The sequence below is a fragment of the Pseudomonas chlororaphis subsp. chlororaphis genome (assembly GCF_003945765.1).
In the GTDB taxonomy this organism is placed as follows: domain Bacteria; phylum Pseudomonadota; class Gammaproteobacteria; order Pseudomonadales; family Pseudomonadaceae; genus Aquipseudomonas; species Aquipseudomonas chlororaphis.
In genome coordinates, this window is record NZ_CP027712.1 from 3,743,112 (window position 1) to 3,757,960 (window position 14,849).

A 14,849-nucleotide genomic window follows, 5' to 3' on the forward strand; every position below is an offset into this window, starting at 1 on the left:
AAACCTGTCAGCGACCACCCTCTATTCCAGGACTTCGACCATGACCCTCGGCCTCAACCTCGATCGCGTCGCCAGCCGTTACCAATCCGAGCTGCAACTGTTCGCCGAACGCCACCCGCGTTCCGCCGGCTTCTACCGGGAAAACCTCAAACACTGGCTGTACGGCGCGCCGTTGCACTGGATGCAGCAATGGCCGGGGCTGTACCCGATCCTGGTGGCCGACGCCCAGGGCGCGACGCTGACCGACTGCGACGGCAACCGCTACGTCGACTTCGCCCTGGGCGACACCGGCGCCATGTTCGGCCATGGCCAGCCCGCCGTGGCCGAGGCCATCGCGCATCAGGCCCGGCACGGCTCGACCCTGATGCTGCCCACCGCCGACAGCCTGTGGGTCGGCCAGGAACTGGGGCGGCGCTTCGGCCTGCCGTTCTGGCAAGTCACCACCTCCGCCACCGACGCCAACCGCTTTGTGCTGCGCCTGTGCCGGATGATCACCGGCCGGGAGAAAGTGCTGGTGTTCAACTGCAACTACCACGGCAGCGTCGACGAGTCTCAGGTCGAATTCGACGCCAGCGGTCAGATGATTCCCCGCGAAGGCGTGCACGCCAATGGCCTGCGACACGACGCCACCACCCGGCTGGTGGAGTTCAACGACCTGCCAGCGCTGGAAGCGGCGCTGGCCCACGGCGACGTGGCCGCGGTACTGACTGAACCCTTCATGACCAACGTCGGCATGGTCCCGCCCGCCCCCGGCTTCCACGACGGCCTGCGCGAGCTGACCCGGCGTTTCGATGTGCCGCTGATCATCGACGAAACCCACACCATCTCCTGCGGCCCCGCCGGCTACAGCGGCGAACACGGCCTGCAACCGGACTTCTTCGTGCTCGGCAAGTGCATCGCCGGCGGCATCCCCACCGCGGTGTGGGGCGCCAGCCAGGCCATGGCCGATCGTATCTGGCAGGTACTGCCGCATTTCCAGCCCGGCCAGGCGATCAACCACTTCGGCTTCGGCGGCACCCTGGCCGGCAACGCCCTGCAGATGGCCGCCATGCGCGCCACCTTCAGCGAGGTCATGAACGCGGCCAACTACGCGCACATGATCGCCCTGGCCGAACGCCTGCGGACCGGGGTCCAGGCGCTGATCGCCAAGCACCGCCTGCCCTGGCACGTGACGCGGATCGGCGCCCGGGTCGAATACCTGTTCATGGACCACGCGCCGCGCAACGGCGGCGAAGCCCACCATGCCCGTCATGGCCTGATCGAGGCCTACCTGCATCTCTACCTGCTCAACCGTGGGGTGTTGCTGACCCCGTTCCACAACATGGCGCTGATCTGCCCGGCGGCCACCACCGACGACGTCGACCTGCACAACCGCCTGCTGGACGAATGCCTGGGCACCGTCACTCAAGGAGAACATCCATGATCCTCGACCTCAGCGGCCGTATCGCCCTGATCACCGGCTCCGGCCAGGGCATTGGCCGCGCCATCGCGCAAGTCTTCGCCGCCCAGGGCGCCAAGGTGCTGCTCGCCACCCGCAGCGAAGCCTCGGGCGCCGAAACCCTGCGCCTGATCCGTGAAGCCGGCGGCAGCGCCGAACTGCTGGTCGTGGACCTGAGCACCCGGGCCGCGGCCAACCAGGCGGTAGCCGCCACGCTCAGGGCCTTTGGCGGGCTGGACCTGCTGATCCACAACGCCGCGGTGTTCCCGATGGAAAACCTGCGCGACCTGAGGGATGAAATCCTCGAGTCGACCCTGGCGGTGAACCTCAAGAGCTGTTTCTGGCTGACCCAGGCGGCGCTGCCGGCGTTGTGCCGGGCCGAGCATCCGCGCATCGTTATCACCTCCTCGGTGACCGGGCCGCGCACGGCGATTCCCGGGCTGTCCCACTACGCCGCGTCCAAGGCCGGGGTCAACGGCTTCATTCGCGCGGCGGCCCTGGAACTGGCCGAACACCGAGTCACCGTCAACGGCGTCGAACCCGGGCTGATCGCCACCCAGGCCATGGCCAACCTCGGCGACTCCCCGGCCCTGGCCGCCAGCATCCCGCTCAAGCGCCTGGGCAGCCCGCAGGACATCGCCCACGCCATGCTGTTCCTGGCGTCCGAGCAGGCCGGCTATATCACCGGGCAGACCCTGATCGTCGATGGCGGCGCCCTGCTGCCGGAGAATACGCAGCTCATCTGACGGCAGACGCCTGCCCTCACCCACGGCGCCCGACCGGGCGCCGCCACGCTGACCCCGACAGCACCGTTCGCCTGGCCCCTTCGTCCAGCGAGATCAACGGCTCAATGGTGCTATGGGTAGAACGCTGCATCCCGTTTTTACCGATTGACTTGAAGTTAACTTTAACTTTTAGAGTCGGCTCCGACCCATTGGCGTGCCTCACCCCGGCGATCCTCGCCCGCCCGCCTGCTTTCGGAGAAGCCCATGACCTCAACCAAGCCCGACACCCTCAGCTACGCCATCGCCGATACCGGGTATTGGCCCGCCGTGTTCAACGTGCTGTTTGCCGGCATTGCCGCGGCACTGCATATCGGCAAGGCCACCATCGCCCTGCCGCAGCTGCAGCATGAATTCGGCCGGCCCCTGGAGTCCCTGAGCTGGGTCATGTCGGCCTTCCCCTTGGTCGGGGTGTTCGGTGGCATCGCCGCCGGCATCCTCGTGCAGCGCTGGGGTGACCGCTACCTGTTGGCCCTCGGCCTGCTGATCATGTGCGCCGCCAGCGCGCTGGGCTCCAGCCTGCACGACTTCCATGGGCTGCTGGCCACGCGTTTTGTCGAAGGGCTGGGCTTCGTCATCGTGGTGGTCGCGGCGCCGGCGGTGCTCAATCGCCTGGTCCCGGCGCACAAACGCCACCTGGTGTTCGGCATCTGGAGCACCTTCATGGCGTTCGGTATCGGCACCTCGATGCTTATCGGGCCGCTGCTGGGCGGCTGGCAACAGAGCTGGATCGCCGGCGCGGCCTTGACCCTGCTGGCGGCGCTGCTGTTGCCGTTGACCACACCCAGGGCCCCGCTGGCGCTGCGCCGCCAGGTGCAATCCGCTTTGCGCCACTCGCTGAGCAGCGTGCTGCGCGCCCGCCAACCGCTGCTGATGGCGCTGATTTTCACCGCCTACAACCTGCAGTTCTTCGCGGTGATGGCCTTCCTGCCCGTGTTCCTGATGCAGCGGGTCGGGCTGTCGATCGCCAGCGCCGGGGTGGTCAGCGCCGCGGTGGTGGCGGTCAATATCGTCGGCAACCTCAGCGCCGGCCTGCTGCTGTCACGGGGCGTCCGCCCACAAGCCCTGCTCGCCGGCACCAGTATCGTCATGGGGCTTTTCGGGATGGGGATCTTTCTTTCGGTCACGCCGACCGGCCTGGTAATCCCGTTGTGTTTCTTCTTTTGCGCAGTGGCCGGCATGCTGCCCGCCACCCTTCTCGCCAGCACCTCGCTGACCTCGCCGGAACCCGCGCTGATCCCGCTGTGCCTGGGCCTGGTGATGCAAGGCAACTATCTGGGCCAGGTGCTCGCGCCCATCGCCCTGAGCGCCGCCGTCGCCTATGCCGGCTGGTCCGCCCCGGCGGCGCTGGTGCTGGCCGCCGCAGTGCTAGGGGTGGTGCTGGCGATGCGCCTGAAGATAAAGCAATAAAAACGCCGCTCCCCGACGGCGGTCGCCAGATCGGGGAGCGGTGGCAATGCCTCAACTGCCGGTGCGGATCTTGTTCCACACCCGGGTGCAGATCCGGTCGATATTCAGCGGCATGGCTTCCAGGGCGAACAGCTTGCCCATCATGTCCGGGCTCGGGTAGACCTTGGTGTCGTTCTTGATCCAAAAGATCACACAAACCGGGCTATTCGAGCTTAAGAGCACTTTCTGTTCCATTGCTCCCCCAAACCCCGGTACTGGCCTGCATGGAAGACCAGCGGTTCTGCGCCGCTGTATCGGTATTGTTCGATCTCGCCAATGAAGATCAGGTGGTCACCGCCCTCGTACTGGGTGACGTTGCGGCACACCAGCACTGCCACCACATCGTCCAGCACCGGGGCTCCCGCCTTGCCATAGGAATGAGCTACACCGGCGAACTTGTCAGCTGCTGCCCGTGCGAACTGCTCCGACAAGTGGTGCTGGTGCGCGCCCAGCACGTTGATGGCGAAGTGGCTCGCTGAGCAAAAAACCTTCAGGCTCGGTGCCGTGCGTGCCAGGCTCCAGAGCACCAGCGCCGGCGACAGCGACAGTGAAGAGAACGAGTTGGCGGTCACACCGACGTTGCGGCCGTCAGCGGTGCGCGTGGTGATCACGGTCACACCGGTAGCGAACTGCCCCAGCAAGTTGCGCAGTTCGCGGACACCGCGGCCCTCGGCATCGAGCAAATCGTGAGCCTTGGTTTCGGTGGCGGCATTCATGGTGATCTCTCCCCTCAAGCTGGCTCAGGCAGCCTGTTGGCTCATTGCGCGCGATTGCACGCGCAGCGTGAATCGAATCAACGGTGCGGTCAGCGCCGTCGTCACCAGCGCGAACACCACGAGGATCGTGTAGACCCTTGGCGGAAGGATCTGCATCTGCAGACCGATTGACAGGACGATCAGCTCCATCAAGCCGCGCGTATTCATCAACGAGCTCACCAGCATCGCATCGTGTGGCGCAAGCCCGGTGGCACGTGCGCCCAGATAGCTGCCGCCGAACTTGCCGATGAATCCGCCCGCGAGGAATACACCGAACCACATCCATGATGCCGCGTCGTCGATCGTGCCGACCGACGCATGCAGCCCCGCATAGGCGAAAAACACCGGCATCAGCACAAGCTTGACGAAACCTTCGACGTTGTCGCGCCACTCCTTCGCGACGCCGGGCACGCGCCGCACGAACAGCGCCGCCGCAAGCGCGCCAAATGCGCTATGGAATCCGATCAGCGACGTCGCGAGTGCCGACGCTATTACGAAGCAGAACAACACGGCCAAGCGGTCGCGCGCCGCATGCGCAGTCGATGCGAGCCGCGCAAGCGCCGGTCGAACCACGAAGCGCACCAGGAGTGCGCACAGCACCAGATACGCGAGCAGGCTGAGGAGCATGCGCGCAAATGCCCAGCCAGGCCCGCTCGATAGCGAGGCAATCGTTGCAAGCAGCATCCATCCGAGCGCATCCGTCAGCATCGCGGCAGACATTGCGTACCGTGCGCCCACCATGGCGCTGAGCGCCAGGTCGTCGATGATGCGCGCCATCACCGGCACCGCTGAGACCGCAAGTGCGACACCGCAGAAGAGTACATAGGGCAGCGCCGGCGCGTCGCTGGCGAGCGTGTCTTTCGAGACGATGGCGACGATCATGCCGATCGCGGCCGGTGCGACGAGCCCGCCCGCTGCGATCGCGACGGGCATGCCCCAGCGCTTGCCGCGCAGCGTCTCGCCCAACTCCATATGCAGACCGACCTGAAACATCAGCAGTATCAGGCCGACTTCGCTGACTTGCGCCATCGCTGACAGCGCACGTGGGCCGAACAACAGGTCGTAGAAACTCGGTGCGATCACGCCGAACAGCGAAGGCCCCAACAGCAGACCGGCCGCGATCTCGCCGACGACCGCGCACTGGCCGAGCCGTTCGGCAATGCGGCCGCAGACGTTGCAGAGCGCGATCACCACCACGAGTTGCAACAGCCAGATAGTCATGAATACCTCGGCAAGAGCGACACCGACACGCAGCGGGTGGTCGCGAGCCCAAGCGGGCCCGCCGCGCCGTACGCCGTGATGACCGTGGCGCCGCTCGCCAGCTTCGCGAGCGCCTGGCGCAGCGACGCGGCCGAGACCGGCTCGGCTTCACGCATTACCGCTCACTCGCGACGCGGTCGACCCAGCCCCGGTAGAACGCACGGTACTTGAGCACGAGCTTGTCGTACTTGCTGTATGCGCCGCCGCCGTCCGGCTTCATCCCGTTCCAGATTTTGACGTCGTACCCCGCCGCCTGCCTGGTCTGCAGCCCGAACAGCACGAAGTCGGTCGCGCGGCGCAGGATGCCACCCACCTTCTTGATCGAGATGAGCATGTGCATGACATTCTTGCCGTCGCTCACCGGCGTCACACACTGGAGCAGCTTGTATTTGACGTCTCCGTCCAGGGCGACGGTCATGACGCACCCGCCGGGGTAGCCATCGAAATGCAGGTTCATCTGCGACATGTTCAGGCCGAGCGCGCGCGACAGCATGCCGAGGGGGCCGAAGTACCGGTCCACGGTGAAGTCGATCCCGGCACCGAACCACGCGCCCGCCCGGGCCAGCGACTCAACCTCCGGCCACTGGCGCCAATCGTCGAAGAGCTTGAGCTCGAAGGCCGAGACCGGGAGCGCATGCACGGGGGTCGCGTGCTGCGCGTCGTAGAAGTTCTCGACGATCCGCAAGACCGCCGTCGTCGTCTCGAACGCGAAGTGCAGGTGCATAAAGTCGCCGTTGTCGACGTCGGCCGCGGCGATTTCGGGCAGCGGGTGCAGCGGCTGCGGGGAGCCGTACCAGACCCACACGTAGCCGTATCGCTCGACGGTGACCAACGTCGGCTGGCGCGCCCCGCGCGGCACGGGCTCCAGCCGGGGCACCGCCTGGCTGTGGCCGGGGATGTGAACGCACTGGCCCTGCTCGTCGTACCGCCAGTGGTGAAACGGGCACTGGAGGCACCCGTCCTTGACCCGCCCGTCAGCCAGGTTCGCGCCCAGGTGCGAGCAGTGGCGGTCCATCACCACGGCCCGCCCCGTCGCTCCGCGCCACGCCACGCAGGGACGGCCGAAGAGCATCAACTCCGTCGGCTTGTCCTTGAGGTCGTCCGAGCGCATCGCGACGTACCAGCTCGCGGCCAGGCGCGTAGTCGCGTCGTACGCCCCCGGGGCACGCTTCTTGATGCTCGCTTGATCCAATTGAATGTCGTTCATCGTTTTTCTGTCGTCGTCGGCCGACTACTTTTCAGCGCCAGGCCGATGCGGGTCGTGATGTACGCCTTGAGCAGCGCGAACATCGGGTTGTAGTCGAAGTACTTTTTCACCTCTGCCGGCGCGCTGGTTTGCGTCCAGTGCATCAGCTTCATCGCCGGCACCAGGCTGTACTTCGAGTTGTTGAGCTGCGGCTTGTCCCCGGTGATGCAGTACCCGAAGCCGAACATCGGCTTGGCGAAGTCTCGTTCGTCGATGAGGGCGTGAATCCGCGCCGCGGCCTCCTCGGCCGGCTTGCGCCCGGCGCTCACGGCCTCGACCTCGGCCTTGGCGTCGTTGAACAACTGGTAGTACTCCTCCATGTCCGCGCACAGGTACCCGAGATACGGGGGATCGTTGTCGAGGTGATCGAGGTCGCCCTCGTCGCGCGACGCGCGGAACCTCGCGTGGGCTTGCACGAGCCGGAACTGCCCGAGGATTGTGCCGACCGCCCACAGCCTGTGGAACGCGTCCCATAGGCGGAAGTCCGAGAACGCCGTGTAGCAGCAGCTGACGAAGTCGTCGTTGTGGTCCAGAAGCTTTTGCTGCAGGCGCTCGATGTACTCGAAGCGCTCGGGGGAGAAGTCGTCGTCGCGCAGCGCTTTGATGAGGCGCGCCGCGAGCGCGTGGATGGTCACTGCGGTGTTCTCCAGCCCCCGGGAGAAGAGCGGGTCGATGAACCCGTTCGCGTGCAGCATCAGGCAGTAGCGGTCGCCGACGCAGGCGTTCGACGAGAACTGCAGGCGGTCGGTCTTGACCCAGTCGCGCACCGGCACGGCGTCCCGGAACTGCGCCGCGATGCTCGGGAACCGCGCGAGGAACTCGTCGAATTCCTGCTGCGCGGAAATGTCCGTTTTCGGGTAGACACGCGGGTCGAGCTGCAGGCCGACGCTCACCAGGTTGTTGGTCGACCGCGGGTGGTTGTTGAACGGAATCACCCAGAGCCAGCCGCCCGTGAACATGTGGTGCAAGGTCCCTTCGTGCCAGCGCCAGCGCTGCCCCTTGACCTTGAAAATGTCGTCGAACGGCTTGACCCCGAGCATGTGCGTGTAGAGGCTGCGCGAGTGCGTCTTGAAGCGACACGGCTCTTCGCGGAGCCCGAACTTGGTCGCGAGCGGCGCGCGGGGTCCTCCGCAGTCGATCATGTACCGGCCGGTGAACCGATCGCCCTGGACGGTGGTCACCGCTACGCCGTCCTTGTCCGCGTGATATTCGGTCACGCTCGTCTTCTGGCGGACCGTGCAGCCGTATTTGATGGCCGCTTGCAACAGATAGGCGTCGACGTCCTGCCGGTAATAATGGCTCTCCGGCCCCCACGGCAGCTCGGGAATCACGCACTGCGTGAACTCCTTCGGGTTGTGCTCCTGGCCGGGCTTGTGGAACACGAAGCCGAAGTTGCGCTTGATGCCCGTGCTCGACGCGACGTAGCGTTGCGTCGAGTAGAACGACGTAATGTGGTCGAGCTCCGGAATGCCGTAGCGATCGGCGATGATGCGGTTCATGAGAGACGTCTCGGGGATCGACGATTCGCCGATCGTGAACCGCGGGTGCGACGACTCCTCGATGATCAGCACGCGAAACTGTTGTTTGGCCAAGATGGCCCCCATCTGGGTACCGGACATGCCCGAGCCGAGGATGATTACGTCGAAGTGGTTGCTATCGTGTCCGTTCGCGGGGCTCTTCTGAGTCATGGGGGCAAACTCTCCTTGTGAGATAACACTTGGTCGCGCGCATCAGGATTCGTCGAGCGCGGCGCGGATGCGGGACCGCGCGGCATACGTGAGCGTGAGTAGTTCACCGAGCATGCTGGGCGCGTACCCCCCGCTGCCGATTGTGGGGCCGCTTTGCCCGACTTCGTACGCCCGCTCCGCCAATTTAAGGTGAGGCGCCCGGAAGCGCAGCAGGACCTTGAAGACCCGCTCGAGGGCTGTCAGCCCAGCCCGGACGTGCTCGTCCCGCGCACCGACCGCTCGCGCCTCGTCGAGCGCGCGGTCGATGAGCGCCGGCTCTCCGGAGAACCGAGCGTAGACCGCCCTGTACGCGGGAAGCACGTAAGGCAGGTACGTCTCTTTGAATGCTCGATAAGCTTGGTCGTCCGATTGCGAGCCCCACAGCACGTGCTCCAGCACGAAGAGGGGCATTTCTACGGCACCGGGGCCGAGGTAGCTCTGGCCCCCGACTCGAATCGGTTCGTAGAAGGGGCGGAGCTCATCGTAGAAGACCTGCGGCGAGATGAAGCGGTACGCATAGACGATCGATTCGACCATTTTCTGCAGATAGGCTTCCAACTCGTCGCACCCTTGCGCGAACGCGGGCGACCGCAGGGAGACATCGGACAGCTCGACGGTCACCGCGATGGCCGCCTCGAGGGCCGCCATCGAGATGCGCACGCTCTCGAGCAGGTGCGCTTCGTCGGGCAGCCCGGTGTAGCTGCGCTGCGCGTCGGCCGCCGCGGGGTTCCAGACCGTCACATGCAGGAGTGTCTCGCGCGGCGGCAGGTCGGTCGCGCGCGCCAGGTCGAGCAGCACCGGCTCAAGGCCGGGCACCACCTCCGCGGGCTCGTGTCCGTGCCGCTTGAGCGACCCCAGGAAGAACCCGATGTCCCGCATCGCGGCGGCGGCTTCGACGAAGCCCCAGCCGGAGGGCACGCCGCGCGCCGGGAGGAACTCGCGCAACAAGCCGACGATGCCCGGCACGTCCTTGTTACGGTTCAGGCCCGGCAGCTGCAGAACGAGCGCGCGCGCCTGCAACGGATCACAGGCCGCCACGGCAGCGTGCGTGACTGTGAATGCGCCTACCCGGTCCAAGGTGCGTTCCACTACAGGATTTCCTGCGCCGCGAGCGTCGGCCCGCGCTGGCCGCGAGACCGCCCAGCGTCGCCGTCACGCAGCGACCGCAGGTAGTCGTAGTTCGTCGGCAGGCTCGTGCGCAGACGCTCGGCCTCGCGCCGGATGCTGGCGAACATCGCCTCGGCCTTCTCGATCGACTCCGGCCGGTGCTGCAAGAGCGGCAGCGACCGGTCGGGCAGCATGCCCAAGCCGGCAAAGATGCAGTAGTAGTTGCCGTTCAACCAGAAGTTCTTGAATTCGTAGTCGAAGGTCTCGTAGTACGTGGAATCGTCGAACGACGTGGTGGTCAGCGGCAGCCCCGCCTTGTAGCGCTGAACCTTCTCTTGGATGGCGTCCGAGAGCCGCAGCTCGTGCCGGTTCGCGAGCCAGAACGGCGTGTCTTCGCGCGACGCAGTGAAATAGTGCGCTTGGACGAAGTCTCGGCAGTCGTCGAACATATAGACGATCTCGGCGTTGAATGCGTCGCGCAACCGCGGGTCGAACGAGGTGTCGGGGAAGTGCTTCACGAGCTGGTAAAGCGCCGCGTAGATGAAGTAGATTCCCGTCGATTCCAGGGGCTCCAGAAAGCACGACGACAGCCCGATCGAGACGCAGTTGTTGACCCACGCCCGCTTGTTGCGCCCGACCCGGAACTTGATCTGGTTGAGCGGCTGATTGTCCGAGAGGCCCCAGAGGTTGAGGAAGTCGGCGGTGGCCTGGTCGCGCGAGGTGAACTTGCTCGAGAAGACGTAGCCGCTGCCGAACCGGCCCAGCATCGGAATCTTCCAGGTCCACCCCGAGTTCATGGCGATCGCAGAGGTGTACGGCTCGACCCCCTCGCGCGCGTCGTCGTTGGGCACGGCGCTGGCGACCGCGCTGTCGCACAACAGGTAGTCGGACATGTCGATGAAGGGCTCCTTCAGGGCCTGATTGATCAGGAGCCCCCGCATGCCGGAGCAGTCGATGAACAGGTCCGCCTCCAGCGTCCGTCCCTCCTTGGTGAACAGGCTGGAGATGTAGCCGCGCTCGTTCAGGTGAACATCCACGACCTCGTCGACCACGCGCTTCACCCCGCGTTCGACGGCCCAGCGCTTCAAGAAGTCAGCCACCAGGTGCGCGTCGAAGTGCCACGCGTGGGACATCTGGCGGGTGCCATCGGGCAGGCACGGCGCCAGCTTGCCGTCGAGCGCCGCGGCCTGCGGGTAGCACGCGTACTCCATCGGCTGCTGGAAACCCTGTTCGCGCTTGCGCAGCCAGTAGTGGGTAAGCGGCACGCCGTCGCAGTTCGGCACGTTGCCGAACAAATGGTAGAAATGATCGTCGCGCGAGGAGTCGGGAGACTTCCTCCAGTTCACGAACTTGATCGCGGCCTTGAACGCGCCGTTCACTTGGGGCATCCACTCCCGCTCCGGTATCCCGAGGAAGTCGAAGAACACCTTCTGCAAACTCGGGATGGTCGCCTCGCCCACGCCGATCCGGGGGATCGCTTCAGACTCGATGAGCGTAATGTTCGCCTGCTGTTGGAGCGCCCGGACGAGGTACGAGGCGGCCATCCAGCCCGCAGTGCCGCCGCCCACGATGACGATATTCTTGATCGGCTTGTTCATAACACTCCCTGTTTCAAGGCGGCCTCTGTGACGAGGGGAAGGCCGCCAGTCTCCGTGCATCCGTGCAAGAGGCACATCAATGTGCTGTGAGATTTAGACTCTAGCCTGCCGGAAAAGCGACGCAAATTCCGTTTCCGAATTAACAAACTGAAACGCAAAGGCATTCGGTATAACGAAAAGTTTTGCGTACGATTTTTTGCGCCTAATCAGCCCGCCGCTAAGGATGGTCTGAAGTAGCCATGTATTTTGGGCTGACTTCATCCACCGCCGATTTTGAAAGAGGCGAGCCGATCAAAAATGATCGGATCACTCGCTCATTTCGCTGTTTCCAGCCGTCGCAAGCCCCCGCTGCGGCCACTTTCCGCATCAAAGGCGCACCTCTCCTGCGCTGGTCAGCAAATGTCGGCGGGCCATCCACAGATTCGACAGGGCAAACAGGTCACCCTCTGTATTTCCCGCTTAGGGGTTCAATCTCCTCTATTGCCAGACAAGAAGTGCCCGCCAGCGCCCGGGCTGCCCAGGGGCACGGCCACCGGAGTCGATTGCTCCAGGGTGGCGTGGGCGGTGTTCTTGAATTGAGTGATGCTCATGGCGCTACCTGTCGATAGAAAAAACCGCTGTCAAAAACCTGGTTAGTGCATCAGGCCTTCCATGAAGCCCGCCACCCGGCTGGCCAGCCGTCGGCGCCAGGGCGGCGTGGCCGGGTTGGCCAGGGTCTGGTCTTCATGGACGAAGCTGCGAATGATCGCGTTGTAGCCCAGCCAGCGGCACGGCTCCGGCTCCCAGGCACGCAAGGCGTCGAGGCCGCCTTCGGGGATCACCCAGGGCTGGCGCGTCAATTCATTGTTGCTCTGGAGAATCAATGCGGCCAGGGTTCGCCCGCCGAGGTTGCTGGCGCCCACGCCTTCGCCGCCGTAGCCGCCGGACAAGGCGATGCCGCGCTGGCGGTCGCAGAGCATGTGCGGCCGGAAGTGCCGGGACATGCCCAGGTTGCCGCCCCAGGAATGGGTGATCCGCACATTGTTCAGCTGCGGGAAAAGCTCGCTGAACAGGTAGCGTCGCAGCTCGACTTCGCTGCGGGTCAGGTCGAAGTCGTGACGCAGCTTGCCGGCGAACTGATAGCCGCCACGGGCGCCGAACACCAGGCGGTTATCCGCGGTGCGCTGGCCGTAGGTCACCTGGCGACTGCTTTCGCTGAACGCCTGGCCCTGGTTCAGGCCGATCTCGTCCCAGGTCGCGGCCGACAAGGGCTCGGTGGCCACCAGCAGGCTTTGCACCGGCAGCTGGTAACGGCCCAGGGGCGGCAAGGTCACCGAATAGCCCTCCACCGCCGGCACTATCCAGCGGCAACGCACGCTGGCCTTGGCGGTTTGCAGGCTGCCGGCCTGCCAGTGGCTGACCGGGCTGTTTTCGTAGATGGGCACGCCCAGGCGCTCCACGGCCCGGGCCAGGCCGCGCACCAGCTTGGCCGGCTGGATGGTCGCGCAATGGGGCGCGTAGATGCCGCCGTAGGCCTTGGCCACGCGGATCTGCTGGGTCAGTTGCTCGGGGCTCAGCCAGCGGTAGTCGCGCTCGTCGAGGCCCTGTCGGTAGAGCTTGTCCAGGTAGCGGCGCTGGGTGATTTCCTGCTCGGGGTAACGCGCCGCGCAGTACAGCACCCCGCCCTTGCGGTAATCGCAGTCGATGCCTTCGCGTTCAAGGACGATGGCCACTTCATCGGGAATGCCGTGCAGCAGGTCGAAGGAGGCGCGGCGCTGTTCGGGGCTCAGCCCGGCCAGCAACCGGTCCTCCCCCAAAAGGTTGCCCATCAGCCAGCCGCCGTTGCGCCCGGAGGCGCCGAAGCCGGCGGTCTGCGCCTCGACGATGGCGATGTTCAGGGTCGGCGCCAGGCGCTTGAGGTAATAGGCGGTCCACAGCCCGGTATAACCGGCGCCGATGATCGCCACGTCGACATCCAGGTCCTGCTCCAGCGACGGCCGGGCCAGCAGTGGCTCGTCGAGCTGATCCATCCACAAACTGATATTGCGCCACGCTGGCATACACGCACTCCGCCACCCGAACTTCGATGGCGCCGATCCTAGTGCCTGGGCTCAGGGGTTGTCTTGCGCGCGTGCACGCAAAGAAATTTGCTTGGCGTAGGCCTTGGGCGACAGGCCGGTGTGCTGGCGGAAACAGCTGTAGAACGCCGACAGCGAGTTGAAGCCAGCGGCGAACGCCAGCTCGTCGATGCGCACCGGCGGCGTCGCCTGGTCCAGCGTCGCCAGCAGATGCTGCAGGCGCGCCTGGTTCACATAGCGGTAGAAGCTCTGCCCCAGCACCTGGTTGAGCAGGTAGGAGATCTGGTTGCGGCTGTAGCCGCACTCCTTCGCCACCCGCTGCAGGTCCAGCTCGGGGTCGAGGTACGGCTGCTGGCGCTCGAAGTACTGCTGCAGGTCCTCGGCCATGAAACTCAACTGGCGCGGCGACAGCCCCAGACGACTGACTGCCGGCCGTGCGCTGCCTTGGGCCTTGCCCGGCGCGGCCTCGCGCACCAGCGAGGCGTATTCGTTGACGCGCCAGATCAGGCCGTCGCGCACGGTGATCGCCTCGCTGGCGCGAAACGACACCAGGCCCTGCCCGCCACGCAGAGTCACCTGGTATTGAATGAACGCGGTGTTGCCATCCAGACGGATGCGGTCGCTGTGCTCCAGGGCCTCATCGGGTGCGCGCGGCATGCTGTTGCGCACGTATTCGCGCAGCTCGTCCAAGCCCAGGGTGCGGTTCTGGAAAAAGTCGTTGTACTGGATTTGCGGGTGATACAGCGCCATGACGCCATCGAGGTCGCGGTGCTTCCAGCACAGGTGATAGCGCAGCACCGTCTCGCCGGTGGCCTGGGTTTGCGCCGGGCCATCATCAAGGGAAGACATAGGGGCAGATATAGGGCTCAGGGGACGGAAAGGCGCAGCTTGCCGAAGTTCGTCCAACGCTTCAATGGCCAATGCACGGCCCCTGGATACTGGCGTTTTGCCTAAACCGCGGGCGGAAATGACCTGCATCAAAAAAGTGCCAGACAATCGCCAAACGGCCTGAAAAAAACCGTTGAATGTCATATCCCGGTGCTATTTTTAAAAGCTCCACAGGTTGGTCCAGTGACGGTCCTTCCGTACCTACCGCGAGCACAAGGAAGCGCTCAATGATCAAGGTGGGCAATCCATGAATAGAGTCTCCGCCAGTAAAGTCACCTTTCCCAACGCCTGCCAGCTGATGCGCTGGCATTTTCACCCCATGGGCTTCGAGGCCAGCATGGATGCACCCGGCAGCATGATCGCCCGGCTCTTCGATCGTGCCAGCGGCGAGACCATGATCGCCATTGCCGGCATCCCCTGCGCCACCGTGATGAACGCCACCGATGTCGAGCGAATAATCGAGGCGGTGGAAGACGAGCTGGAGGCTTTCATGCCGCCACTCGCGCTGAAAGCCTAGGGTCGCTCTGAAAGCCTAGAGTCGC

General features: G+C 65.0%; 13 protein-coding genes and 2 pseudogenes. 4 read left to right on the forward strand and 11 right to left on the reverse strand.

Annotation, left to right across the window (positions count from 1 at the left end):
• Nucleotides 1-40: 40 nt before the first annotated feature.
• From C4K27_RS16980 to C4K27_RS16990, 3 genes are all read left to right on the forward strand, one after another.
• On the forward strand, nucleotides 41-1,423 hold the full coding sequence (locus C4K27_RS16980) for an aspartate aminotransferase family protein (protein ID WP_053261383.1): 1,383 nt from the start codon (nucleotides 41-43) through the stop codon (nucleotides 1,421-1,423).
• Complete coding sequence (locus C4K27_RS16985; RefSeq protein WP_053261384.1) at nucleotides 1,420-2,184, forward strand: SDR family oxidoreductase; 765 nt, start codon at nucleotides 1,420-1,422, stop codon at nucleotides 2,182-2,184. The genes C4K27_RS16980 and C4K27_RS16985 overlap by 4 nt, the downstream gene beginning before the upstream one ends.
• A gap of 243 nt (nucleotides 2,185-2,427) precedes the next feature.
• Nucleotides 2,428-3,630 carry an MFS transporter gene (locus C4K27_RS16990; RefSeq protein ID WP_053261385.1) on the forward strand — a complete coding sequence of 401 codons (1,203 nt, stop codon included), beginning with the start codon at nucleotides 2,428-2,430 and terminating at the stop codon, nucleotides 3,628-3,630.
• Nucleotides 3,631-3,681: 51 nt separating this feature from the next.
• On the opposite strand, the pseudogene C4K27_RS16995 reads toward C4K27_RS16990, so the two are convergent.
• The 11 genes and pseudogenes from C4K27_RS16995 to C4K27_RS17045 all read right to left on the reverse strand — a co-directional run.
• Nucleotides 3,682-3,810, reverse strand: a pseudogene (locus C4K27_RS16995) (spermidine/putrescine ABC transporter substrate-binding protein PotF); the annotation flags it as partial.
• A 32-nt stretch (nucleotides 3,811-3,842) separates the two neighbouring features.
• Nucleotides 3,843-4,385, reverse strand: a complete 543-nt coding sequence (locus tag C4K27_RS17000; protein WP_053261386.1) for a flavin reductase family protein — start codon at nucleotides 4,383-4,385, stop codon at nucleotides 3,843-3,845.
• Between the two features lie 24 nt (nucleotides 4,386-4,409).
• Entirely contained in the window at nucleotides 4,410-5,645 is a 1,236-nt protein-coding gene (locus tag C4K27_RS17005; protein ID WP_053261387.1) for a cation:proton antiporter, read from the reverse strand.
• Nucleotides 5,642-5,800, reverse strand: a complete 159-nt coding sequence (locus C4K27_RS17010; RefSeq protein ID WP_053261388.1) for a flavin reductase — start codon at nucleotides 5,798-5,800, stop codon at nucleotides 5,642-5,644. The genes C4K27_RS17005 and C4K27_RS17010 overlap by 4 nt, the downstream gene beginning before the upstream one ends.
• Nucleotides 5,800-6,891, reverse strand: coding sequence for an aminopyrrolnitrin oxygenase PrnD (locus C4K27_RS17015; protein ID WP_053261389.1), 1,092 nt, complete (start codon nucleotides 6,889-6,891; stop codon nucleotides 5,800-5,802). The genes C4K27_RS17010 and C4K27_RS17015 overlap by 1 nt, the downstream gene beginning before the upstream one ends.
• Nucleotides 6,888-8,618: a monodechloroaminopyrrolnitrin halogenase PrnC gene (locus C4K27_RS17020; protein WP_053261390.1), complete on the reverse strand. Its 1,731-nt coding sequence runs from the start codon at nucleotides 8,616-8,618 to the stop codon at nucleotides 6,888-6,890. The genes C4K27_RS17015 and C4K27_RS17020 overlap by 4 nt, the downstream gene beginning before the upstream one ends.
• A 42-nt stretch (nucleotides 8,619-8,660) precedes the next feature.
• Nucleotides 8,661-9,746 carry a monodechloroaminopyrrolnitrin synthase PrnB gene (locus C4K27_RS17025; RefSeq protein ID WP_053261391.1) on the reverse strand — a complete coding sequence of 362 codons (1,086 nt, stop codon included), beginning with the start codon at nucleotides 9,744-9,746 and terminating at the stop codon, nucleotides 8,661-8,663.
• Nucleotides 9,746-11,362: a tryptophan 7-halogenase PrnA gene (locus C4K27_RS17030; protein WP_053261392.1), complete on the reverse strand. Its 1,617-nt coding sequence runs from the start codon at nucleotides 11,360-11,362 to the stop codon at nucleotides 9,746-9,748. Before C4K27_RS17030 ends, C4K27_RS17025 begins: the two co-directional genes overlap by 1 nt.
• Before the next feature lie 503 nt (nucleotides 11,363-11,865).
• Nucleotides 11,866-11,952, reverse strand: a pseudogene (locus tag C4K27_RS17035) (cupin domain-containing protein); the annotation flags it as partial.
• 42 nt (nucleotides 11,953-11,994) lie between these two features.
• Entirely contained in the window at nucleotides 11,995-13,401 is a 1,407-nt protein-coding gene (locus tag C4K27_RS17040) for an NAD(P)/FAD-dependent oxidoreductase (protein ID WP_053261393.1), read from the reverse strand.
• A gap of 51 nt (nucleotides 13,402-13,452) precedes the next feature.
• Complete coding sequence (locus C4K27_RS17045; protein ID WP_053261394.1) at nucleotides 13,453-14,268, reverse strand: helix-turn-helix domain-containing protein; 816 nt, start codon at nucleotides 14,266-14,268, stop codon at nucleotides 13,453-13,455.
• Between the two features lie 286 nt (nucleotides 14,269-14,554).
• Between C4K27_RS17045 and C4K27_RS17050 the strand changes: the two genes are divergently transcribed.
• On the forward strand, nucleotides 14,555-14,824 hold the full coding sequence (locus tag C4K27_RS17050; RefSeq protein ID WP_007924808.1) for a DUF1652 domain-containing protein: 270 nt from the start codon (nucleotides 14,555-14,557) through the stop codon (nucleotides 14,822-14,824).
• The last annotated feature ends 25 nt before the right edge of the window (nucleotides 14,825-14,849 follow it).

What these genes read in the sequence shown, in the direction of transcription:
- C4K27_RS17000 (WP_053261386.1), bottom strand. Translation starts at nt 4,385, where the DNA reads ATGAATGCCGCCACCGAAACCAAGGCTCACGATTTGCTCGATGCCGAG.
- C4K27_RS17050 (WP_007924808.1), top strand. Translation starts at nt 14,555, where the DNA reads ATGAATAGAGTCTCCGCCAGTAAAGTCACCTTTCCCAACGCCTGCCAG.
- C4K27_RS17020 (WP_053261390.1), bottom strand. Translation starts at nt 8,618, where the DNA reads ATGACTCAGAAGAGCCCCGCGAACGGACACGATAGCAACCACTTCGAC.
- C4K27_RS17040 (WP_053261393.1), bottom strand. Translation starts at nt 13,401, where the DNA reads ATGCCAGCGTGGCGCAATATCAGTTTGTGGATGGATCAGCTCGACGAG.
- C4K27_RS16990 (WP_053261385.1), top strand. Translation starts at nt 2,428, where the DNA reads ATGACCTCAACCAAGCCCGACACCCTCAGCTACGCCATCGCCGATACC.
- C4K27_RS17030 (WP_053261392.1), bottom strand. Translation starts at nt 11,362, where the DNA reads ATGAACAAGCCGATCAAGAATATCGTCATCGTGGGCGGCGGCACTGCG.
- C4K27_RS17010 (WP_053261388.1), bottom strand. Translation starts at nt 5,800, where the DNA reads ATGCGTGAAGCCGAGCCGGTCTCGGCCGCGTCGCTGCGCCAGGCGCTC.
- C4K27_RS17045 (WP_053261394.1), bottom strand. Translation starts at nt 14,268, where the DNA reads ATGTCTTCCCTTGATGATGGCCCGGCGCAAACCCAGGCCACCGGCGAG.
- C4K27_RS17005 (WP_053261387.1), bottom strand. Translation starts at nt 5,645, where the DNA reads ATGACTATCTGGCTGTTGCAACTCGTGGTGGTGATCGCGCTCTGCAAC.
- C4K27_RS16985 (WP_053261384.1), top strand. Translation starts at nt 1,420, where the DNA reads ATGATCCTCGACCTCAGCGGCCGTATCGCCCTGATCACCGGCTCCGGC.
- C4K27_RS16980 (WP_053261383.1), top strand. Translation starts at nt 41, where the DNA reads ATGACCCTCGGCCTCAACCTCGATCGCGTCGCCAGCCGTTACCAATCC.
- C4K27_RS17015 (WP_053261389.1), bottom strand. Translation starts at nt 6,891, where the DNA reads ATGAACGACATTCAATTGGATCAAGCGAGCATCAAGAAGCGTGCCCCG.